Consider the following 24060-nt stretch of genomic DNA (forward strand, 5'->3'; position numbering starts at 1 on the left):
ATTAAAACTATTTCTTCGGTAAGGTTATCTTTATGGAACATCAATTAGATTCGAACGACAACTGGAGCAAGTTGGCTTATTGGATGCGAAATGCGGCTTTTGAACATTGCCCTGAAGCATTGATGCTTTTAGATCCTATCGAAAATAAATACATTGATTGTAATGTAGCTGCATCAGCTTTATTAGGTTATCCACGGCAAAAACTTCTGATGATGCCCATTTCAAAAATACATGATAAAGACCTAGGTGAGTTGATTGTTTTTACTGAAGAGGTATTAATTTATGGTCGTGCATCAAGTTCGAAGATACAGTGTAAAAATTCTAAAGACGGCTATATTTCAGTAGAGTTACAAGCTGCTAGAACGGTTATTAATCAGCGTGAGTTAATTATTTTAAGCCTGAAAGACAGTAAGCTTGAAAAGCTAAAGTATGAAAACAAAGAAATAAACCGTATTTCTAGTAGTAGCTTATTAGAACTTAAACATTTAGAAAATATGTACCATCAACATAAGCTAGATAACGCATTAATGTTGTCATCAGTAGGTGACGGACTTTATTGTGTTGATACCGAAGGCTTGTGTACCTTTATGAACCCCGCAGCTAAAAAATTATTGGGCCGTACAAGTGAAGAAGTACTAGGTCAAAATGTTCATTATATTCACCATCATACACATGATGATGGCAGCCATTATCATGTTGAAGACTGCCCTATCTATGCAGCCGTTCGAGATGGCGTTATCTATGAAGGAAAACAAGAGTTATTTTGGAAGCATGATGGCCCCCCTTTTCCTGTTGAATTTACCAGCACGCCTATTATTTCAGACGGTAAAATTATTGGCGCAGTGGTTGTTTTTCGAGATATTAGCGAACGCTTAAAAACAGAACAATATTTAAAAGACACCCTAGACGAATTAAATGAATTAAAAGCACGATTAGAAGATGAAAATGCTTATTTGCAGCAAGAGTTTTTAATCGAAAAGAATTTTTATGGCATTGTAGGTGAAAGCTCATCTATTAAGCATGTAATGCAGCAAATTGATCTTGTTGCAAAAACCGATGCGAATGTGTTGGTTACTGGTGAGTCTGGCACCGGTAAAGAATTAATCGCAATGGCAATACATGAAGCCAGTAACCGTAAAGAAAAATCTTTAATACGTGTTAATTGTGCAGCTATTCCACACGAATTATTTGAGAGTGAGTTTTTTGGTCATATAAAAGGAGCTTATACTGGCGCAGTTCGTGACCGAATAGGCCGTTTTGAATTAGCTAATGGCGGTACTATATTTTTAGATGAAGTGGGTGAAATACCACTTAACTTACAAAGTAAATTACTAAGAGTAATACAAGAAGGACAATTTGAACGAGTAGGCGAAGACTGTACTCGTATGGTTGACGTAAGAATAATTGCAGCTACTAATCGTGATTTAAAACAAGAGTCACTTAAAAATAACTTCAGAGAAGATTTATTTTTCCGATTGAATGTTTTTCCTATTCACTCGCCAGCTCTTCGTGAACGAGCAGGTGATATTGCATTATTAGCAATGCACTTTTTACAACGTGAATCTCAAAAATATGGAGCAACATTAGTTAAATTAAAGAAATCATCTTTAAAACAAATCGAAGAATATTTATGGCCAGGTAATATTAGAGAGTTACAAAATGTTATAGAAAGAGCAGTAATAACAGCCGTTAACGGTGTAGCAGAGTTAAATTTACCTAATGGTAATAATGCTACCCCTGACATATTTGAAGATTATACCCAACAAAATAGATCGATAATTTCAGATATGCAAATTCAGGAAATCGTTGAAAACAACATGCTAGCGGCATTAGAACAGTGCCATTGGAAAGTTTTTGGTGATACTGGAGCAGCTAAACTATTAGGCATGAAACCAACAACGTTAGCTTCACGCATTAAACGTCTTGGTTTATCAAGAGATACGCATAAAAAATCATCTCACTTTTAGCCTGTGTGTTGGATGTAATTATCTAGCACCGCTATCCATTTTTTCACGATAAAACTGATATCGTGAAAGTGAAATTCATACACGATATCCATAACCGTCAGGCACTTCATAAGACATTTTATCAACCTGAAAACATCTCCAAGCAGAAAATAGAATAAAGTAGACAAATATGAGCAACTCACATGCTATCACCTTCCCAACCTCGTTAAATTTTAATTCTTTTGGTATAAGTAACTATACTAATCACACTCATTAACTAATCTATTTTACTTGTTAAAATAACTTATTCTTCGTTGTAAGTTTCATAAAGAGAACAGCCATTAAAGAACTAACCTCTTTTGGTTAATTCTCCGATAGACGATTAACGAAGTTAATCTTCGAAAGGCTCAATTTACGCCTTACACTAAGTCATTTTTCCTGCGCAAAATTAATGGTTGAACATATGGCAGCTATAGCTGCTTAGTCGTTATGCACTTCAGACTTTAATCTGCCTAATTTTATCTTGATTGTTTTATTGTAAGTTATTGGATATTCTAAAATAAATTAATTAGTTTTATTAAAGGATATTGAACAATGAAAACCATTCTATGCTTTGGTGACTCCAACACTTGGGGATACTCTCCTTCTCTAGAACGACGTTATAACGAATCTGAACGATGGACTATGTTGCTGCAATCTCAATTACCTAACGAATATCGTATTATTGAAGAGGGATTGAATAGCCGTACCACAGTATTTGAAGACCCATTTGAAGCGGGTAAAAAAGGTCTCGATTACCTATTCCCCTGTTTAGGAAGCCATCACCCTGATTTGGTGATCATTATGTTGGGTACCAACGATTTAAAATCCAGATTTAATGTAACCGCGAGCGATATATCCAAGGGCGCCGCAAAGTTAGTTGAGCTGGCTAAAAATTTCAATCCAGGCTTTATGAACCAAGCGCCTGAAGTGCTTTTAATTTCTCCAGCACATGTATTAGAACTAGATAATGGTAAAGAAGGCTGGGATGGTGCTCAAGCTAAATCCGAACAGTTTGCTCACTATTATGAGTTACGCTCGAAAGAATTAGGTTGTCACTTTTTAGATGCAGCTAAGTTTATAGAACCTTGTAAAAAAGAGGGAATACATTGGCTTCCTGAAGAGCATATAAAACTTGCCAATAAGTTGAGCCAATTGATTCCTACGATATTGCCATTAAACTAATGAGCCTAGACTAGTAGTGGCTGGGCGATCTTGACTACTACTAGTTGAAACGAAAAAGCGAGGAATGGCTCTATATGTTCAACCTCACTCCATGCAATTTATTACTTATGACATACTGTTAGGTAATATTTTATTCAAAATAATTGCTGCGATTGCCGCTGTAGCAATTGGTGAGCTAAATAAATACTGTATTGTAGAAGGTAAAGAATATAATAGTTCTTTAGGCATAAGCGTTAATGCTAGCGTTAATATCATTGGAATAGCAATAACATACATTTCTTTTTCACCGATTGTTTCATTCTTCATGACCTTCAATCCACTGATTGCAATAATACCGCAAACGATGACAAAAATCCCACCAATCACAGCACCGGGTATGGAAGAAATAAGAGCGGCTAATTTTCCTGAAAAACCGAATAACACAAACCAAATACCAGCAGCGATAAACACGCGACGACTTGCTATACCTGTGATGGCAATAATGCCTGCATTTGTGGAATATCCCGTAACAGGTGTTGAACCTAATAATGATGCAGTGAAGCAACCAATTCCTTCACCAATAACACCACGGTTTATTTGCTTATTTGTTAGAGGTTGGTCAATCGCATTGCTTACTGCAAACCATGTCCCTGTTGTTTCAGCCAACAAAACAATATAAATAATGACCATTGTTATAATTGCAGAAATATTAAATGAAAAGCTAAAATCAGTAAAAGGGATTTGTGGGAAACCGAACCACCCTGCACTTGATACTGCGGACAAGTCTAAAATCCCCATCAATTCAGCAGAAAAACACCCAACAGCTAACGCAATAATGACGGAACTGATGCGAAATACACGACCATTATTATGAAAAGCAGATCCCAACATAACGCAAATTATCAGAACGGTAGCAGTGATTAAACCTAATAAAACATTTTGATTAAGTGTGCCGCCAATATTACTAAATATGTTATTACTTAATCCAATTGGCATTAATGTCAGGCCAACAATAAAAATAATAGTTCCTCCAACAATAGGAGGGATAAACATGTTGACTATTTTATTGAAAACACCTGTTAAACCTAAAAGAATAACTAACAAGGCCCCCACTAAACTTGCACCTAATACAGCACTCCAGCCTAATTCACCGCCACCACTTGCTGCGTATATCCCTATGATCGCTCCAATAGGAACATAAGATGGCCCCTGCGCTATTGGCAACTTCATACAGAAATAAGTTTGGATAATAGTAGCGATCCCAGCGGCGATAAAAGTGGATTGAATTAATGCTGAAGACTGTTCTGGTTGTAAGCTAATTAACATAGCAATAAGAAAAGGAACAACATAAACATCCATCGCCATAACATGCTGTAAGCCGAGTAAAGCCGACTGGCCCAATGACACTTTATCATCAGGTGAAACAGTTAACCTGTGAGTCTTAGTGACGTGTTTATCGTGAACTTCTGTTCGACTGTTCATCTAATCTTACCCTTTTTTATTATATATTTTGGAAGCTATAACTTACGTGAGTGAACTTTTTCACCTTGAACCCATACTTCTCGAATATTTTCAGGTCGAGCTAGATACATGATTTTTTGAAACACATCGTTTAAATCTTCATCAGGATTAAAAATAGGTAACTTTGCAGACGAGACTCTTGAATCGATAATCTGTATATCCCATGCATAATTTTCTTCTAGGCGACCAATAGGCAAACTTAAGCTTTCACCGCCACCAGCAGTCGCAAAGTAGAAAGCTTCATTAATGGTAATACGTGACGATGGCAATCCACGCTGTTCGGCAGACAGTGCAGGATTAACGCCGTCTTCTAACATTCTCGATGACATGACCGCTTGTCTAGCATTGTCGAAAAGACTAGGAGAAAATCCTCCAGAAAGATCCGAGCCTAATCCCACATCGATACCTTTTGCATGTAGATGTGAAATAGGAATAACACTGTTGGCAAAATAAGCATTTGAAATAGGACAATGAGCTATTGCTGTGCCTGTTTTAGCAAACAAGTGAGCATCGTCATCGTTTAAAAAATTGCAATGTGCCATTACAGATTTATCACCTAATAAACCAAAATCATTTAACGCAAACGCATCATTTTTTTGAAACCTGTCCTGTACATGATGATGCTCCCAATCACTTTCGCTGCAATGTGACTGAACATGTGTATCGTATTTCGCCACTAATTCACCTAACCCTTTCAAAGCCGCGTCGGTACAACTTGGAATAAAGCGCGGAGTGACAACGGGATAAACACCTTGTTTTGTTGATTTTGCTAATGCTTTAACAGCTAAAATAAACTCTTCGGTTTCTGCCAAGGCGGTTTTAGTATCGGCATCTCGGTAAAATGGTGGATTTTGTTCAGGATCATCCATAACAACTTTTCCAACTAATCCTCGCTGCCCTTTTTCTGCACAGATTTCAGCAAGTAATAAGCTAGCTTCTTTGTGGACAGTAGCAAAATAAAGGGAAGTTGTTGTGCCATTTGCGAGTAATGTACTCACTAGATCGTCATAGACTTCTTTTGCGAATGTTAAGTCGGAAAATTTAGATTCAATGGGAAAGGTGTAGGTATTTAGCCAATCATAAAGCGGAATATCTAAAGCAGTTCCAGACTGAGCCCATTGCGGGGCGTGAACATGAGTATCAACAAAGCCGGGTAAAAAATATTGTCCAGGTGCTAGTTGATGAAAATGAGCTTTTCCCTCATGTGCTGTGAGCATCTCTTGATAGTCATCGTCGTTCGGTGAAAGTACTTTGTCAATCATGCCATCTTCATTAATACAAAAAAGATACTCTTTTAAAATAAGAATGTCTTTTGAGCTCTTACTTGTAAAAGCTGTTCCTTTAAAAACCTGTGTATAGTTAGCCATTAATATTTCTCATTATATTGTAAGTCTAAGATCTTATTTACTGATAATTAGCACCATGACAGTGTCGCTTTTAAACAAAGGTCGATGACTGAGCTATGGCATGGTGTATTCTTATATACACGTGAAAGACAAAAGGCAGATAACATTACCGCTTAGCTCTATCTATAAAAAAACCTGAGTATAAAAATATTCAGCATAAAAAAGCGCTGAATTTAATGACAAACATCATAACTTATTTATTTTTAAAATGAAGCTTGAGGCTATTTATCGGAAAAATGAAGGAAACATTCATATTTTTACACAGTGAAAATAAGTTCGGAGAACACCGCGAGAAATACAATAGTAATAAGGGGAATCTGATAACGAATATTGAAATTGGCGAGGCGGTGTCATAACAATTACCTTTTAGTATGTAAAACTACATGACTAAAAGGTAGAACTAAAAATATCAGTCTTCAAAGTTTATGTCTGTCTACTACTTTTATCCCAATACTTTCAGCTTATTTTTAATACTCTAATTTAGATCCATTGCGTATTTTTTCAGTAATTCCATTGGCACAATTTCTAACGCTTTAATGTGGGTTCTCGTTAGATGAATTCTGGGTGCCATATTAGCCTTTTCTGCTTCTAACCACCGCGCAGCACATAAGCACCAGCTGTTGCCCGGCTTTAAACCTTTAAAGCCATATTCAGGGATAGGAGTCGATAAGTCATTACCTCTAAACCTTGAATATTCTAAGAACTCTTTTGTTACGTTGATACAGACGGTATGCGAACCAACATCATCTTTATTCGTATTGCATTTTCCATCGCGGTAAAATCCTGTGATTGGATCATCACAACACATTTCTAACGCTTCACCATACACATTTATCGATTCATCCATTTCCATCGTACAATACCTTTATTTTATCACCAGTGAGAAAGCTTACGCCCGCTTAAGCGGACAAACATCGTGGGTTTGAATGTGTAGAAATAGAAAGCAAAGCCACTGCTTTATTTACATTTCAGTTACCGTTTAAATTGCTTATATGCTTTAGCTATTACACTACCGTATATTTTGATTATTAGGCTGATATTTACTAATCCAATCCTGAGCCAGTGACTTCGCTGAATTTTCGCACTCAGTAACAAACCAACGATATGCCACCACCTTATCAGTGGCGATTGTGTCAATCAAGGCGGCCAGCGTTTTCTCAAAACAGTTAGCCGATGCAACCCCGACATACATTACATCACTACTTTCATTTAACAAAACAAAAGCACCTTGCTCTTTAGGAGCTTGATCTAACTTTGACGGATAATCGAAGGCGTAGGTTGATTGCTTAGCAACGCGACTATCCTTTTTATCTTTATGACTAAATCTCATGTTTACCTCTCAACATTAATAAGTATGGAACGAATAAATATAGATCGAATAAATATAGAACGCTTTTATAGCGCCTACATTTGCTTTCAATATGGGAATAGAACGCTACGCCCAAAAGTGGATAAATACACGTACATGCATGACAAATAACGAGGCGGTAGAATGACTCTATTGTCGAGAACATTATGCTGTGCGAAAGATATTCAACCCCACGATATGAACAGAACCATTAACTTAAGATCACAGGGACTCGATGGTATCCACCGACAGGTGCGACTTCTCGTTCAGGTGGTTGCCCATCGACAAAGCTAATGCTGTTGACTGATGAAAGCAGAGTTTGTAATGCGATCCTTAACTCCAAAGAAGCTAATAATTGCCCAGGGCAAGCATGTTTACCTATTCCGTAAACTAGGTTTTTATCCGCGTTTTTAATGGGATCAAATTGATTGTTATCAAACACCGCTTGGTCACGATTTGCTGACGTCCAATTCAATTGTATTTTTGCACCCGCTGGAATATCCTGCCCACAAATATGTACAGGGCATTTTGTAACTCTTCGGTTAGAAACAAAAGGGTTATCAATGCGTAATATTTCATTAACAATTGCTTCTACCTGTTCATTTGAAGATGTTTTTATTGTGGCAATCAACTCAGGGTGTTCGGCGATATGTGTCATAATAACACCAACACATAAAGCGATAGAGCCAAGATCCCCGCCAGTCCAATTACGTAATATAGAAACAATTTTTTGATCCGTTAATAACTCTCCATTCACTGTTTCTCGACAAAGTTGGGCAGTAATGTCGTCAGCAGTTCCATTTTGTTCAATACGACGAGATTGGATAATTTCACGTACAATATCATCAAACTCTTCAGCGACTTTAGCTGTCCATTCATGTTTACCTGAACGTGTTGCCGCATGGTTTTCTTTCATCCACGCTAATAAACGTGGCTCTAATTCTGCAGGCCAACCTAACCATTGGCATTGAGCACGAACCGCGAATACAGCACCAATATCATTAACGGCATCAATCACTTTGCCTTTGGGTACTTGTGCAATCAACTCGCTAGCGACACGTTTAAATACAGGAATAAAGGGCGTCAGTGCTTCACGTGTTAGATAACGATCGAGCACTTCTCGGTATTGAGTATGTTCTTCACCATCTAAACCATTCGGAATTTGTAAGTAACGAGAAACATGACTTGAAAAGCGTTCATGATCCAACGCTGCGGCCATGACATTGTGGTGTTTTAATAAGATCCATTCACCGCTCGTATTTTTGACAATGGCATGTTTGGTTCTTAATTCATCGGTAAAAGCTCGAACATCTTTGTCTGCGAAAGATAAGCCGATTGGCAATTTTTCAGTCATAACACTTCCTATGAGAAAATATAACTTAAGGGAATCGAGATAGGTAAATATGACGTCATTATTCATATAGTCATGAATACACATCCTATTTATCTCGTCACTTTTCAGAAAATGGCGAAGAGTAAACCTATTGATTTAGCTGATAAACAGGCTAGTAATTAAAACACTTTTGAATAGAAAAAGGGCTTTGTATTCTTTGTTATACATAACTAATCGGTCTTTTATTGATCATAATCAACGTTGTATTTTTGCGTACTTTTGGGAAGAATAGAGCGAGAACAATACCAATGGGGTCGCATTTCGTCTTTTGTCTTTAGAGTTTATCCAGTACTTATTCGATAAGGTGTATCAGATAATGACACTTGTAATTCGCGAGATTGAACCATAAAAATCACCTCCTAAATGCAGGAATAAGCATTTTTAAAAGATAGTTTAACCATTCAAATAGATGGTTGTCCGCTACTTATCAATACTTAGCGAGTCAACATTTATAGAGTTCTGTGTGCTTAATTCATTGATATCGACAATGCATTTAATTTGATAGAGTGAAGCATTGGGTGCTCATTATTTTGTAGAATATAGGAGAACCAATAAGGCAAAATTTAATTATAAAGGAAGTTTTACCAGTCTTTTTCTTCATTTCGTTATTATCAGCCATTAAAGGTTATTTATTATGTATTATGTAAAAATCTTATCAGAGCTTATTTATACGGTCGATGCTACATCAAGTTTTGTTTTTAATATTGCAGCGGCTAATACGGTGCATCAACAAACAATAGAAGAAAACCTGACTATATCACCAACGATTGACAGTGAATGGTTTCAACTTAACGACTTTGGTTCTCGTGGTCTTCGCCTAAAAGTAGAACCCTGTGAATTAAGTATCCAATATAGCGCCACGGTACAATTATCTCCTGATATTGAACAGGATAAGTATATAAATGAAGTTGAGCATAAAAGCTTACCAACCTCTGTCCTCCCTTTTTTAAACCCAAGCCGATATTGTGAGTCTGACCGTCTCGGGCGCCTTGCTTGGAAAGAATTTGGACAATTACCAAGTGGCTACTCCCGAGTCGTCGAAATTTGCAACTGGGTAAATAAACATATTGATTATGTTGCGGGTAGTACCGATGCATCTTCAAGCGCTTGTGATGTACTTATTCAACGAGCAGGTGTGTGTCGTGATTTTGCACATGTGAGTATCGCTCTATGTCGAGCTTTAGGTATTCCTGCCCGTTATGTTTCGGGTTATGCCGTTGGTTTAGAGCCACCTGATTTCCATGGATTTTTCGAAGCCTATTTAGGAGATCGCTGGTATCTTTTTGACGCCACTCAAATGGCCCCTTTAAGTGGACTAGTCAGGATAGGCATTGGACTTGATGCCGCAACCACGTCATTTGCTAATATTGTCGGTCAGGCGAAAATGCAGTTTATTAAAGTAGAAGCTACATCTGCAGATTCCGATTTCCCCTATAATAACGGTTCTCCCGTTTCAACGGCTTAGGCTATTAGGTTTATGGCAAAATCAAAAATCTATAAACGTTTAACTTAATACTATTTCGTTATTTATCAAAATGGTAACGACATTAGTTAATCACTTAATTTAATAGATTTGGACGGCTAATAATTTAAACCACCAAATAAGTAAATAAACTTGACCATATATGTCCAGATCTTCTATTTTTATGGATATCGAGCTTTAATTAGTTCAAATAAGCACGACAAACACAACGTGAAATACAGTGGTAATAAGGTGTATCTGAAGCAACACTTGTGATTGGCGAGACAGTGTCATCACAATTACCTTTTAACAGATAAAAATACATTACTAAAAGATAAAAACTGAAAATATCAGTCGTCAAAATTTATGGCGCCCCATTATTTTTAAGTAGTTTGTGACAGACTTGATACGTTTTTATACCATTCTTTTTAATACCAAGCAATTACCGTTTGGGGATATAACCACTTCTTGATAAGCAGTATTTTCAGGCATATTCCCGCGAATATAATCTCTGGTTTTCTGAGGCATACGGCAGCCAAAAATGATTGATTTTATCCACTCAGGTTGAAATTTAACCAAAGCAAATTTACCTAAATCTTTAACGATCAATTCGTGAGCTCGTTTACTTAAGTTAATTCGATACTCTGATTCATATTTCCATTCTTGGAGTTTTACCTTCAATGCAACCCAAGCTTGTGATGCTATTTCATCTTTGGTGCGTAATCCGATTGTTGACTCAATGAACTCCAATAGATCAAGCGTTGGCAATTTTTCTTGATACGTGACCTTGTCAGGAGACATTGCACCAGCATCCCACTCAATACAAAAACCATTATGCGAATTCGCATAATGAGACCACATCAAGTTGTTAACAGGATTTTCAGTAACGCAATAAAATAGATAACAGTCTAGAACATCTTCTATGCTCTTAACTAAGAGATCAAAATTGTACTTTGAACTTTCACCCATATACAACTTTTTAAAAGTGCGCTTTGATTCACCAGATAGCTTTTGGTAAGTTCTACGAACTCGATCTCTTGAAGGGTGGAGAATATGAACCTCAGAGTCAAACAGGTCATTAAAGTTCTTTCTGCGCGAGAAAGATGCCTGATGCTCAAACAAGTTAGTCAATGAATACTCTTGTTCCAAATTCTCATGGGAACTAACAGGACAATATTTGTAAAAGCTTTCCATGTAGCCCCTGCTCTGAGTTGCATAACGTAGCCATATAATTTCTCATTTTAAGCTAGTTTATTTAAAAAAATAACAGTAGCTTACATTTACTTGATATTAAATAGATTCTTTTGTTTTTATTAACTAATTGATTACAGAAATACCAATAGGGTCACATCTTGCCTTTATTAAGCAGAAACGAGTTAGTAGCAATAGATTACTGAAGAAAAACCTCTACCTCGCTATGTGCCCCATTACCAGTTAGAACTTACAAACTAGCGGTCAACATAATTCTGCCACAACAAACGAACCTAATATGTTCCACAGCATATAATCACCATTTATTCGTTTTTTGAATGCAATTACGCTGTACTATATGTACAACTAATAATTAGCTTATTAAGAGAAATCGAGGTTTTATGAACATAATAAAAAAAGCGTGGAAAACCTACTGCGATTGGTTAGATGAAATGGGCTTAACCCCTGAAAATAAACGTTGCTGTATCCCACTTGATGAACGAGCGCAAAAAGCACTTCGCGGAGAGCAAGCATCTGACACTTCTATTGATAATAAAAAGTAGAGAGCAAAGCAGATAACCTTAGTGATGATTGCGAGTAGCGCCTGTAAATAGTGCTTATAAATAGTGCTTATAAATAGTCTTTATAAATAGTCCTTATAAATAAGCTCGCCTCACTTTCTCATTTAACGCTTTCGTTAAAGTTTTCGTCAACTCCGTTATTTATTCGAATTACTTTTATCAAACTGTAGGTCGCATAACTTTTTATATAATGGTGAGCTGGTTAATAACGAATGATGATCACCTGTGTCAACGATCCTACCTTTGTCCATGACCACAATTAAGTCTGCATCGATCACGGTGGATAAGCGATGCGCAATAATCAAGGTGGTTCTATCTTGCATTAACTCATTCAATGCAGATTGCACATGGTGTTCACTTTGAGCATCTAACGCGCTGGTGGCTTCATCTAATAATAAAACATTTGGGTCTTTTAAAATCGCTCTTGCAATGGCAATGCGTTGTTTTTGTCCGCCTGATAAACGCACGCCCTGCTCACCTAAGAAACTCGCGTAACCTCGTGGTAACTCATTAATAAATTCATCGGCATGAGCACGTTTTGCGGCTTCTATGACTTGTGCATCGGTCGCCTGTGGGTTGCCGTAACGTATGTTGTGCCAAACGTCTGAGCTAAATAAGATCGGCTGTTGTGGCACCATGCCCATGGCATCCCGTAAATCAGTTAATGCCAGTTGGATAATATCAATGTCATTAAACTTTATGTGACCTTGCTGCGGATCATAAAATCGTTGTAACAATTCAAAGAGTGTTGTTTTCCCTGCGCCAGAAGGCCCCACTAACGCGACGGTTTTTCCCGTTGGGATCATTAAATTAATACCCTGTAGTGCAGGAATATCTGGTCGAGACGGGTAAGAAAAGTTGACCTGTTCAAAAGTAATTGCTGATGATGATTGTGCTTTCATCACACTCGGTTGATTAGGTTGTTTTATATCGCTTTCTACTTTTAGTAAGTCGAGTAAGCGCGTTGCTGAACCGGCTGCTCGTTGAAGTTCACCATAAACTTCTGCGATGGTGGCCACCGACGTCGCCACTATAATGGCGTAAAAAACAAAGGCACCTAATTCACCACCGGTCATTTTACCTGAGAGAACATCCATTCCACCAATCCACAACATACTACTAATGGCCGCAAAGGTGAGGAAGATGACAATAGCAATCAAAAACGAACGTTGTTTGACTCTGCGTTTTGCCACCACAAAAGCTTTCTCAACTTCTTCACCAAAAGCGACTTGCTCTCTGGCTTCATGTGTATAGCTTTGTACGACTTTAATGTTCTGAATAATTTCCCCAGCATAGGTTCCAATATCGGCAATAGCTCCCTGTGATGTTTCAGCTAATGCTCTGACTTTTCGACCGTAAATCAGCATCGGTATTAAAATAAAAGGCACGGCGACAATAACCACTAAAGACAATTTTAAGTTGGTGACAAATAACATGACCAACCCACCAATCAATAGAAACAAACTGCGTAACGACATTGAAAATGAAGAACCGATAATAGATTGTAATAGTGCAGTGTCAGTGGTTAAGCGTGACATGAGTTCGCCACTTCTGTTTTCTTCAAAATAACTTGGATGCAAAGTGACGATGCGATTAAATACTGCTTTTCTAATATCGGCGCTCACTCGTTCACCTAACCACGACATTAAATAAAAGCGACTAAACGTGCCTACCGCCAATAAACCGACGAGAAAAACCAAGCCTAAAATAGTCGCTTGTAACTGTTCCGCTGAGCCTGCAATAAACCCATTGTCGATAACCGATTTAACTGCTTGCCCCAAAGACAAGTTAATAGCAGCCGTCACTAATAAAGCCAGCAGAGCTAAGGAAAGCATTAATTTATAAGGTTTTATAAAGGAGAATATAGGTAATAAACTATTGAAGGCTTTAAGCTTGTCTTTTGGATTAGACTTGTTTTCTAAATAGGCGTCATCAGCAGAAGTATTATTCACAATATACTCAATATGTTAGGAGGTGATCGTATCATTAACTAAGAATTAGGCGTTGAGTGTTAATAATGGTGTCGAGAGAGGGATAATTCAAGGATAGGAATAGAGAAACAAAAAAATCCTATGACCTGTTGAGCCATAGGATTTACTTTTGATTACATCATTTAAGGTTTAATTTGTTATGACTGCTTAATATTACGATAAGCTAATGCGATCGGGTAGCCACGTTGTTGTGTGTAAAGCTCAGAGCGTTCAGTAATTGCTTGGTCGCTAATAGAGTGTGTAATTGGAAATAAACGAGCACCAATCGCACTTTTATCAACAAAACCAATTTCAAATAACTTCTCCATCAAGGCATCAGCACAAGTTAATACTGAAGAGGCTTTTACTATTTCACAACGCGCGTAGTTATTGTTTTCAAAAGAAACACCCGCCGCACGTAAATTAGCATCTTCACCAGGAATTTGCTGAGCACCAAATAATGGTTTACCCGTCACCGTCGCTTCTTTGAAGGCCGGAATATAACGAGACAAATGTGCAATGGCACGTTGACCTCGCGTGGTTATTTCTTGATTCAACCAACCAACATCAATTTTACGTAACAATTCAGGTGCTAACTTCGGTTGGGAACTGTTTTCAGCATTGGCTACTAAGCCATTTTCAAACAAAGTTATTTCATCTGTCATGCCATGCAATTGCACTAGGTTATCAGCATAAGGCGTAAACTGCGCCATGCCTTCTGGTGTACCACGAACGCCATGAAAGATAACTTCAGGCCACAATCCTTCTGTACCTTGCCATTGCGTCACATAAGCGGCTTTAAATTCAACTAATCGTTGACGGTAGAAACCAGCTAGGTCATCAATTTCACCGGTTTTAAAACCAGCGGCATTGATCAAGTAATCAAACTCATGTGTACTCGTTACGCCATTTTCTTCACTAGTGATAGACCATTTTTGTTGCTTATCTTGGTCTATTTTAGTCACTTTATTATTTAAATGTATTTGGCATAACTCATTTTTTTCTAATGAAAGAGCTGCTGTTGCCCCTAAGCGAAATACATTCCAACCAAATTCTTGAACTAATACCACAGGAAATTTAAGTAATGATAAATCAACATGCTTAGCAAATGGAATCATCCATTGCTCAGCTGTTTCAGGCACTTTTTTCTCATCTAATAAAGCCAGCGCTTGTAACTCTTCTAGCTCAAATAAACGGTAATAGTCACCTGGCTCACCTAGTACTTGGTTGTTTACGTCATGCTCTATGAGCTTTTGATATTCATTTTGCAATAACGTTAAACGCGGCAATAAATCTAATGGTTGTCCGGCATCCTGTTGAGGAATGGCAATCACTGTCGGGCGATAATCCACTGAGTCTGGGTATAAGCGTAGCGCTTCAATAGACTCTTTTAATAATGTAATACATTGCTTATCAGGAATTTCACGATACAGATTCCCACCAGCATGCAAATGACAAATAGGTGGACCATTAACTAAACTAGTCCCCTTTTCAAACAAGTCGACTTGTAAGCCTATTTCACTTAAACACAATGCAATGGAAGCACCTGCTATACCACCGCCGATAATAGCAATTTTTTTATCTGACATTTCATTCGTAGTCATTATAAAACCATTTATATCTATGTTAAAAGACTGTAATTACTCGCTTAATTCATACTCATTGATATCAGAAAGCGTAGCAATAATGTCAGCAAAATCATCAAAACTAACATCTGGATTATGTTCGTTGATGTCTTCGCCGTAGTTATATCCATAACTTAAACCGATACTCTGCATATTCGCAGCATTCGCAGCAAGTACATCATTTTTAGAATCACCAACCATCACACATTGTTCAACCGTGACACCTAACTTTTCACAAGCATAATGTAATGGTAGTGGATCTGGTTTGCGTTTTTCTAACGTATCGCCACCAACTAACAGCTCAAACAATCCATTTAACGCTAATCCATCAAGAATAGGCTGGATAAAGTCATAAGGTTTATTGGTCACAATCGCTAATTGGTAACCTTTCGCTTTTAATATTTTAAGTGATGCACGAACGTGAGGATAAGTAACCGTATCAACACATAAATTTTTAGCATAAAAATCAAGGAAGATAGCCAGTGATTTTTCTAGTAATTCAGGATCTAAATTCTCGTCAATGTCAGTCTGACCTGATAACCCTCTTTGCACTAAAATACTCGCGCCATTACCTACCCAAGAACGGATGATAGTCGGTGAAATTTCTTCACGGCCAATACTCGTTAACATGTGGTTAATGGCTAATGCTAGGTCTGGTGCGCTATCAATTAAAGTACCGTCTAAATCAAATAAAACCGCTTTTTTGCCTGTAAATTTCAAGAGTAACTCCTAAGTGCTTGTGCTTTTAACTTATGATAACTTTTTACTTTCAATATAGTCATACTATCAAAATGTATGACGTTAATAACCTCTATTAAACCTTTAATTTAACTAGGGTTATTATTTACCATCCATGGGGTTATACGTTTAAGTAAAAGATTAAGTTCATTTATTTTATTTATTATGTTGAAAGCATCTTTTTTCAGTAAAAGGTCGCCGTTATTTGCCATACTAACTTGATTACCTAGCGCCTTTAACTGTGATTCTGTTAATGGCGAAGTGGGTGTTAATCGAACGCCTGCAAACTCAGGTAAAAAGTATTTACCAATCATGCCTGCATTTTTCTTTAATACGCCTTCAAGTTGTTCAGCAATAGCGACTAACTTTTGTTCATTTAAATTGGCAAGCTCACGTTCTTTTGCCATCACTGTTATTTGTAAGTTACAGCTAGAAAGCGTTTTACCATCGTCGAGATCGACCACCAATACTGCGCCATCTTGACGATGTTGATCTGAATAAAATGGCAATAGGCGCCCTTCTGGCTGGAAAAGAATGGGTTCATTAACATCTTCAACGACGATCTCTGCGTTATTAATATGACATAAGCTTTGATCACCCTTATCTATTAAGTAAAAAGCCGTCGTCACATAAGGGTAATCTAATTTATACATGGTTTTCATGTAACTAAAGAAAACTGAATAATTTAACTTGATAGTAGATGCTTGGCTAAATGAAGAAAACAACATTAGCGAAACGACAAGTAATAAACGCATGCCTTAATTCCTTACTTTTTTACTTACTATTAATGAATAAAAGACTAAATGACTGAAACTAGGCTTCAAAACCACCGCTTTTAGGACCTGAATGATGATCATCATCTGAGTTATCAGTATCACTTTTGTGGTCATTATTTTTATCTTGATTATGCTCGCTTGAGTCTGATGCATCAGTAACTGCAATGCTAACACCACAAATATCACGATAAACCAGTCCAATGACATTAATGCAAAATGGAATAACAAATAGTAAGCCAATACCTGAGGTTAAAATCCCAACAATAAATAATGCACAGAAAAGAAGAAGTAATTGTGTAAATTGCCCGATATTTTTATGCACTAATTTAAAGGACAGTTTTAAGGCAACAACAGGAGACACTTTCTTTTCTGCAATTAAAGGATAAACCAAACAAAAAGACATTTTTAAATACAATAAAACAATAATAGACAACACAAACCCAGCACTGCCAAATACTTGCCCAAGTGCCATACTTGCCGCATTTGTCATCAAATTAACCATCATTGCGGCTAACGATAATTTCAACAACATTTTGAAGTAGTTAAATAGGTGAAATGAATTAGTTTTTAAGCCAACGGAATGATGAACACCCATCATGATCAAACCGGTCATTAAAGGAGGGGCAATTAATAATGCAAAAATAAAGAAAACACCAATGACTTTAGGGTCGCTCAAAGAAGTACTGCCATCAATAAAGATACTTAATAAAGCAAAGGAAACAAGCATGATGAAAATACAAGCGGTAAGGAGTGGTAAGAAATGTTTACGGGTAACTTTAAGCGCATCTAATAACAATTTCTTTAAATCAAATCGATACCCTTCGGCAAGTGACTTTTTAATATCACCACCTAATACAAAATATTTTGAGTTCATAACAAGCTAACTTCCCTACTAAAATAAATAAAAGCTAAATAACAGCTTAATAATAGCTGTTCAGCAGCGAATCATTGTAGGGAGTTCTGTTAGCTTTTCAAGTAGATTAGGTGCTTATACGTATTATTTAAAAATCAACTGCATAGCATGCTATAAGTTGTTCTTATCTTTTCAATCTAACAATGTTTTAACCAACTCTGGCACTAATTGTGAGGCTTTACCATGTAATAGAATATCGAAATGACTATTTATTTCACTCGGTTCAAGATTAACTTCAATTGACTCTGCACCGACACTTTTTGCTTCTTCAACAAAACCTGCTGCAGGGTAAACGGTTCCTGAAGTACCTATAGCGATGAACAAGTCAGCTTGTGCGAGATGGTGATAAATAATATCTAACCCTAGTGGCATTTCTCCAAACCAAACGATATGAGGTCGTAATGGCAATGGATATTGGCAACAAGTGCAAAAATCATTGCTGGTAAGGTCTGTTGTCCATGGAATAACTTGATTAGTTTTGGCGCAACGTACTTTTAATAATTCACCGTGCATGTGAATGACGTTTTTAGAACCCGCCTGTTCATGCAAGTTATCAATATTTTGTGTCACTAATAAAAACTCACCATCAAACTTTTCTTCAAGTTCCGCTAAAGCATAATGTGCCGCATTGGGTTTACTGGTCCCTAAACAAAAACTTTGACGTCGCTTGTTATAAAAGTCTAACACTAACTCTGGATCGCGTTTATATCCGTCTAACGTGGCTACATCTTCAAGTTTATATTTTTCCCATAAACCATCTTTTGCACGAAAAGTACTAATGCCTGACTCAGCTGAAATGCCCGCGCCTGTTAAGATCACAATTTTCTTATACTTACTCACAACAATAGACCTCATCGACTTTTTTAAAATATACGCTAATAACTCACAGTGAAAACAAAAGGGTAATGGTTTAGCTCAACGTTTTAATGACAGAGATTTACTCAACACTCTGTTTCAATACATCCTATTTTTAAGCGAATTAAATAATTAAGCTCAATACCTTGTATCAGTAACTTATACCAAAAGAATTAATAAGGTGATCATTCTTGCTGGTTAAAATCACCCCTAACTGCGTTGTGAGTTTTGAAGTGAGAACAACTATCTCCTACAACTCACGCCTTATTAGTGTTAATTTTTCCTGCACAATCTCTGATCACTTATTTAATTCCATTGGTATTATTTTAATAATTGACCTTAACACGCTATTTTTTAGCTATTTAGTTTCCTATTTAATCTGCTATTTGATTATCTAGTTAACTATCTTTTTGACTATCTATTTAGCAATCAAAAAATAGCATTATTAATTGTAGTGTTATATCAAAAAAAATTTGTGTCTAAGTTCATAATATATTGATTCAACTAGTTAGGTATTTAATCACTGCTCTGAATTTCAATAAATAGGCACAGTAAATTTTAGGCAAAAAAAAAGCCGCAGAGCGACTTTTCATGAGATATCATGCCAAATTGAATAATGACCTAATTATCAAACTTAGTATTAATTATTTATTAGGCTTATCTGAAAGACTAGTTTCCACTAACTCTTTCAGTTTCTGACCAGCTTTAAAAGTAACAACTCGTCGGGCTTCAATAGGAATATCTTCGCCAGTTTTAGGATTACGACCAGGCCGTTCTCCTTTATCTTTAAGTTCAAATCCACCAAAACCTGAAATTTTAACTGGTGAACCAGCTTCAAGTGTAGATTTAATTTCTTCAAAGAAAGATTCTACAAACTCTTTTGCTTCTCGCTTGCTTAATCCGATTTCTTCCGATAAATGTGCTGCTATCTCAGCTTTTGTCAGTGCCATAAATTAATCTCTCAACGATGCATGAAATTCCGTAGAAACCGCTTCAACTATTAAATTAACGCTATCAGCAATCTCCTGTTCTTCCAAAGTACGTGTTGCATCTTGTAAGATCAAGCCTATTGCTAAACTTTTCTTACCTTCTTCAACACCTTGTCCTTTGTATACGTCAAACAAGTTTATGCTAACTAACTGAGAACCGCCAATTTTTTCTATAAATTTTAAGACCTTACCTGCATTTACTTGATCATCGACCACAAATGCAAGATCTCGGCTGTTCGCAGGGAACTTAGAGATGTCACCAGCTTGCGGTAATTGACGTGTTAATACTGCATCAATTTCTATTTCAAATACAATAGCTTGGCCATTTAATGCAAATGGTTTTTTCAAACTTGGATGTAAACTACCAATATAACCCACATTAACGCCGTTACGGTAAATACCCGCAGATTGACCTGGGTGTAAAGCACTGTGCTTTTCAGCTCTGAATTCAAAACTTGCATCATCAACGGTTAAATCTAACACCGCTTCTAGATCTGCTTTTAAGTCAAAGAAGTCAGCAGCACGTGTTTCAATAGACCAATGCTCGTCATTCACGTTACCAATAATAACACCCGATAACATTGCTTGTTGACGAATACCATTTTCAGCTTGCTCATCTTTAATGAAACGTAAACCCGTTTCAAATAAACGAACACGATTTTGCTGGCGCTTTTGGTTTTTAGACACACTTTCCAATAAACCAGACCACAAACTAACACGCATTGCTGACATATCTTTCGAAATCGGGTGCGGCAAAATAAGTGCATCTGCTTCAGGGTGTAACTTAAGTTGTTTATCTGGGTCAACGAAGCTATAGGTGATTGCTTCTTGATATTCACGATTGACTAATACATCGCGAATTTTAGATAATTTTAAACGAGACTCGTTATGAGCAGGCATTGTTAATGCGGCTTGAGGAGCAATATTTGGAATATTGTTATAACCAAATACACGTGCTACTTCTTCAACTAAGTCTTCTTCAATTTCCATGTCAAAACGGTAAGTCGGCGCAACTGCTGACCACCCTTCTGCTGTTTCAGAAACAACACAACCTAGTTGCGTTAATATTTTCTGAACACGATCAGAATCAATTGAAATACCGATTAAACGATCTAACTTGCTACGGCGTAACTCGATAGTCGCTTGTTTTGGTAGAGTCGCTTCATTGACAGCTTCTGTAATTGGACCAACTTGACCACCACAGATTTCAACTAACAGCTGCGTAGCACGTTCCATTGCAGTTGCTTGTAATACTGGATCTACACCACGTTCATAACGATGTGAAGCGTCAGTATGTAAACCGTAACTACGTGCACGACCAGCAATAGCAAGAGGTGCAAAGAAAGCACTCTCTAAGAAGATATCTGTTGAACCTTCTTGTACACCAGAATCTTGACCACCAAAGATACCTGCCATTGCCAATGCTTTAGATTGGTCTGCAATCACTAATGTATCAGCGTTTAATTTAACTTCTTTACCGTCTAATAGCGTTAATTTTTCATCTTGCTCTGCAAGGCGAACTTCAATGCCACCCTCTAGTTTAGTTAAATCAAATGCATGCATTGGATGACCAAACTCAAGTAATACGTATTGTGTAATATCGACAACAGCATCAACACTGCGCACACCACAACGACGTAGTTTTTCAACCATCCAAAGTGGTGTTGTTGCATTTTGATTAATGCCTTTAATGACACGACCAAGATAACGTGGACATGCTTCAGGCGCTTGTAAATTAATAGCGACTTGATCATCAATCGTTACATCAACATTGTTCCAAGTTACTTGTGATGCTTCAATGCCATTTAATACGGCTACTTCACGAGCAAGACCTGCAATACCTAAACAATCAGCACGGTTTGCTGTTAAATCAACATCAATGATCACGTCATTAAGTTGTAGGTATTCACGAACACATTGACCGATTGGCGCATCTAAAGGTAATTCGATAATCCCTTCTGCACTGTCAGCCATGCCTAACTCTGATTCACTACACAACATACCAAATGATGGTTGACCGCGTAGTTTTGCTTTTTTAATTTTAAAATCGCCTGGTAAAACAGCACCGACAACGGCAACAGCTACTTTTAACCCTAAACGACAATTTTTAGCGCCACAAACGATGTCGATTAATTCATCTTCACCGATATTGATTTTAGTGACTTGTAATTTATCTGCATCAGGATGCGGACCACATTCGACTACTTCACCAATAAGTACTTTACTGAACTCGCCAGCAACAGGCTCTACGTCATCAACTTCAAGACCGGCCATTGTAATTTGGTGCTGTAGTGCTTCAGAACTAATTTCTGGGTTAACCCATTCGCGTAACCAAGCTTCACTGAATTTCATTATTAATAACCCTTATTTGAATTGCTTGAGGAAACGAAGATCGTTTTCAAAGAAAGAACGTAAATCATTTACGCCATAACGCAGCATTGTTAAACGCTCGATACCCATACCAAAAGCAAAACCTGAGTATTTCTCTGGATCAACACCCATCGATTTTAAAACGCTTGGGTGTACCATTCCACAACCTAATACTTCTAACCAACCGTTCTTACCTTTCACATCAACTTCAGCTGAAGGCTCCGTGAATGGGAAGTAAGATGGACGGAAACGGATTTCTAAATCTTCTTCAAAGAAGTTATGTAAGAAATCGTTCAAAATACCTTTAAGTTGCGCAAAACTAACGTTTTCAGCAATCATCAAGCCTTCAACCTGATGGAACATTGGTGTGTGTGTTTGATCGTAATCGTTACGGTAAACACGGCCAGGGGAAATAATACGTACCGGTGGCTCTTGATTTTCCATGGTACGAATCTGTACACCTGATGTTTGTGTACGTAATACTAAATCAGGATTAAAATAGAAAGTATCGTGATCAGCACGTGCTGGATGATGAGGCGGAATGTTTAACGCATCAAAGTTATGGTAACCATCTTCAACTTCAGGACCGTCTTTAACTTCAAAACCTAATTCACTAAAGAACTCAACGATACGCTCTGTTGTACGTGTTACTGGGTGAATATTACCTTGCTTTGAACCGCGACCTGGTAAAGTGACATCAATAGTTTCAGACGCTAATTTTTCATTTAAAATTGCTTCTTCCATGCCTTTTTTACGTTCAACTAAAACAGCTTGAATTGCTTGTTTAGCTTGATTGATCATTTGTCCAGCAGCTGGTTTTTCAGCAGGCGGTAATTTGCCTAAGCCTTTCATTTGTTCAGTCATTAAACCTTTTTTGCCAAGATACTGTAAACGAATTTCTTCTAATTCATTGGTATCCGCGGCGTTTTCGATCTGTTGTTGCGCATTAGCAACGATTTCATCTAGATGCTGCATTTGATTACTCTACTTTAGACAAGTGATAAAAAATATGGATGTAATTTTACGCAGTTCAGAATGATATGGCTAGTGCTGAGGACGGTTTGCAGGCGATAAAACGCTGGAATTGAACAATTATTTCATGTTCAAGCCAGCGCTTACTAAAGACAGGTGAAATATAGCGTTATAATACGGTCCACGTTTGAGTCACTAATAGCGTGTCTTGATTATAAAGTTGACCTGTAAATCGATCGCCTTTATTCACTTTACCAACGCCTTTCGGAGTGCCCGTCATTAATATATCGTGTGTTTCAAAAGACATAAACTCATTAACCGCAGCGACTATTTGTGCCGGTTTATAAATCATTAATTCATAATTCGCTTGTTGAATAATGTCATCATTAATTAATAAGACTAAACTTAATGATTCCACTTTATTGTCAATCGCGACAAACTCAGAGAATACCGCTGAAGCGTCAAAAGCCTTCGCCCTTTCCCAAGGTAAGCTTTTGCTTTTTAATACACTTTGCACTTCTCGTTTGGTTAGGTCTAAGCCAATTCCTGCGCCAATAAATTGATTATTTTCTATGATAAAAGACAACTCAGCTTCATAATGAATTGCATCAACGGCATGTGTTTTGATCTCTGTTGAAATAGCGGAGTTTGGCTTTACAAAAATAACAGGTTCAGTCGGGACTTCGTTATTCAATTCGGCAATATGTTCAACATAGTTACGACCAATACACACCACTTTTGAAGGTGTAATTTGTTGTCCATTTAATAATACGGTTTGCATATTAGTTTCCTTTTCTCATA

The 24060-nt window shown here is 37.3% G+C and carries 20 protein-coding genes; 4 read left to right on the forward strand and 16 right to left on the reverse strand.

Annotation, left to right across the window (positions count from 1 at the left end; genetic code table 11):
- The first annotated feature begins 32 nt into the window (after nt 1-32).
- Together V6255_RS13870 and V6255_RS13875 are read left to right on the forward strand one after the other, a co-directional pair.
- The gene (locus V6255_RS13870; protein WP_341628690.1) at nt 33-1967 is read left to right on the forward strand and encodes a sigma 54-interacting transcriptional regulator; all 1935 of its coding nucleotides are present in this window, start codon (nt 33-35) and stop codon (nt 1965-1967) included.
- 573 nt (nt 1968-2540) lie between these two features.
- A complete protein-coding gene (locus tag V6255_RS13875) occupies nt 2541-3170 on the forward strand; it encodes an SGNH/GDSL hydrolase family protein (protein WP_341628691.1) in 630 nt (209 codons plus the stop codon).
- A gap of 105 nt (nt 3171-3275) precedes the next feature.
- Here V6255_RS13875 and V6255_RS13880 read toward each other — a convergent pair whose 3' ends face one another.
- From V6255_RS13880 to V6255_RS13900, 5 genes are all read right to left on the reverse strand, one after another.
- Nucleotides 3276-4631 carry a uracil-xanthine permease family protein gene (locus tag V6255_RS13880; RefSeq protein WP_341628692.1) on the reverse strand — a complete coding sequence of 452 codons (1356 nt, stop codon included), beginning with the start codon at nt 4629-4631 and terminating at the stop codon, nt 3276-3278.
- A 35-nt stretch (nt 4632-4666) separates the two neighbouring features.
- Nucleotides 4667-6037 (reverse strand): guanine deaminase, encoded by a 1371-nt coding sequence (gene guaD / locus V6255_RS13885; protein ID WP_341628693.1) that lies wholly within the window; start codon nt 6035-6037, stop codon nt 4667-4669.
- Between the two features lie 514 nt (nt 6038-6551).
- The gene (locus V6255_RS13890; protein ID WP_025562485.1) at nt 6552-6929 is read right to left on the reverse strand and encodes a DUF2237 family protein; all 378 of its coding nucleotides are present in this window, start codon (nt 6927-6929) and stop codon (nt 6552-6554) included.
- A gap of 156 nt (nt 6930-7085) precedes the next feature.
- A complete protein-coding gene (locus V6255_RS13895; protein ID WP_341628694.1) occupies nt 7086-7406 on the reverse strand; it encodes a hypothetical protein in 321 nt (106 codons plus the stop codon).
- A gap of 229 nt (nt 7407-7635) precedes the next feature.
- Nucleotides 7636-8778 carry a cytochrome P450 gene (locus tag V6255_RS13900; protein ID WP_341628695.1) on the reverse strand — a complete coding sequence of 381 codons (1143 nt, stop codon included), beginning with the start codon at nt 8776-8778 and terminating at the stop codon, nt 7636-7638.
- A gap of 673 nt (nt 8779-9451) precedes the next feature.
- Here V6255_RS13900 and V6255_RS13905 point away from each other — a divergent pair.
- Nucleotides 9452-10282: a transglutaminase family protein gene (locus V6255_RS13905; RefSeq protein WP_341628696.1), complete on the forward strand. Its 831-nt coding sequence runs from the start codon at nt 9452-9454 to the stop codon at nt 10280-10282.
- 411 nt (nt 10283-10693) lie between these two features.
- On the opposite strand, the gene V6255_RS13910 is transcribed toward V6255_RS13905, so the two are convergent.
- Entirely contained in the window at nt 10694-11473 is a 780-nt protein-coding gene (locus V6255_RS13910; protein ID WP_341628697.1) for a DUF2971 domain-containing protein, read from the reverse strand.
- Between the two features lie 398 nt (nt 11474-11871).
- Here V6255_RS13910 and V6255_RS13915 point away from each other — a divergent pair, with 398 nt between their 5' ends.
- The gene (locus V6255_RS13915; RefSeq protein WP_341628698.1) at nt 11872-12033 is read left to right on the forward strand and encodes a hypothetical protein; all 162 of its coding nucleotides are present in this window, start codon (nt 11872-11874) and stop codon (nt 12031-12033) included.
- A 155-nt stretch (nt 12034-12188) separates the two neighbouring features.
- Here the strand turns inward: V6255_RS13915 and V6255_RS13920 are convergent, their stop codons facing one another.
- The 10 genes from V6255_RS13920 to V6255_RS13965 form a co-directional block, all read right to left on the reverse strand.
- Complete coding sequence (locus V6255_RS13920; protein ID WP_425355932.1) at nt 12189-13916, reverse strand: ABC transporter transmembrane domain-containing protein; 1728 nt, start codon at nt 13914-13916, stop codon at nt 12189-12191.
- Nucleotides 13917-14179: 263 nt separating this feature from the next.
- A complete protein-coding gene (locus V6255_RS13925; protein WP_341628700.1) occupies nt 14180-15625 on the reverse strand; it encodes an FAD-dependent oxidoreductase in 1446 nt (481 codons plus the stop codon).
- Between the two features lie 36 nt (nt 15626-15661).
- Entirely contained in the window at nt 15662-16366 is a 705-nt protein-coding gene (locus V6255_RS13930) for a phosphoglycolate phosphatase (RefSeq protein ID WP_341628701.1), read from the reverse strand.
- A 107-nt stretch (nt 16367-16473) separates the two neighbouring features.
- The gene (locus tag V6255_RS13935; protein ID WP_341628702.1) at nt 16474-17139 is read right to left on the reverse strand and encodes a DUF2987 domain-containing protein; all 666 of its coding nucleotides are present in this window, start codon (nt 17137-17139) and stop codon (nt 16474-16476) included.
- 58 nt (nt 17140-17197) lie between these two features.
- On the reverse strand, nt 17198-18034 hold the full coding sequence (locus tag V6255_RS13940) for a hypothetical protein (RefSeq protein WP_341628703.1): 837 nt from the start codon (nt 18032-18034) through the stop codon (nt 17198-17200).
- 171 nt (nt 18035-18205) lie between these two features.
- On the reverse strand, nt 18206-18928 hold the full coding sequence (gene cobB / locus V6255_RS13945; RefSeq protein WP_341628704.1) for a Sir2 family NAD+-dependent deacetylase: 723 nt from the start codon (nt 18926-18928) through the stop codon (nt 18206-18208).
- A gap of 644 nt (nt 18929-19572) precedes the next feature.
- The gene (locus V6255_RS13950; protein WP_025562469.1) at nt 19573-19878 is read right to left on the reverse strand and encodes an integration host factor subunit alpha; all 306 of its coding nucleotides are present in this window, start codon (nt 19876-19878) and stop codon (nt 19573-19575) included.
- 3 nt (nt 19879-19881) lie between these two features.
- Nucleotides 19882-22269 carry a phenylalanine--tRNA ligase subunit beta gene (gene pheT, locus V6255_RS13955; protein WP_341628705.1) on the reverse strand — a complete coding sequence of 796 codons (2388 nt, stop codon included), beginning with the start codon at nt 22267-22269 and terminating at the stop codon, nt 19882-19884.
- Between the two features lie 12 nt (nt 22270-22281).
- Nucleotides 22282-23262 (reverse strand): phenylalanine--tRNA ligase subunit alpha, encoded by a 981-nt coding sequence (gene pheS, locus V6255_RS13960; RefSeq protein ID WP_025562467.1) that lies wholly within the window; start codon nt 23260-23262, stop codon nt 22282-22284.
- 166 nt (nt 23263-23428) lie between these two features.
- Complete coding sequence (locus V6255_RS13965; protein ID WP_341628706.1) at nt 23429-24040, reverse strand: fumarylacetoacetate hydrolase family protein; 612 nt, start codon at nt 24038-24040, stop codon at nt 23429-23431.
- Nucleotides 24041-24060: the final 20 nt, after the last annotated feature.

The sequence above is a fragment of the Psychromonas arctica genome (assembly GCF_038155225.1).
Lineage (GTDB): Bacteria > Pseudomonadota > Gammaproteobacteria > Enterobacterales > Psychromonadaceae > Psychromonas > Psychromonas arctica_B.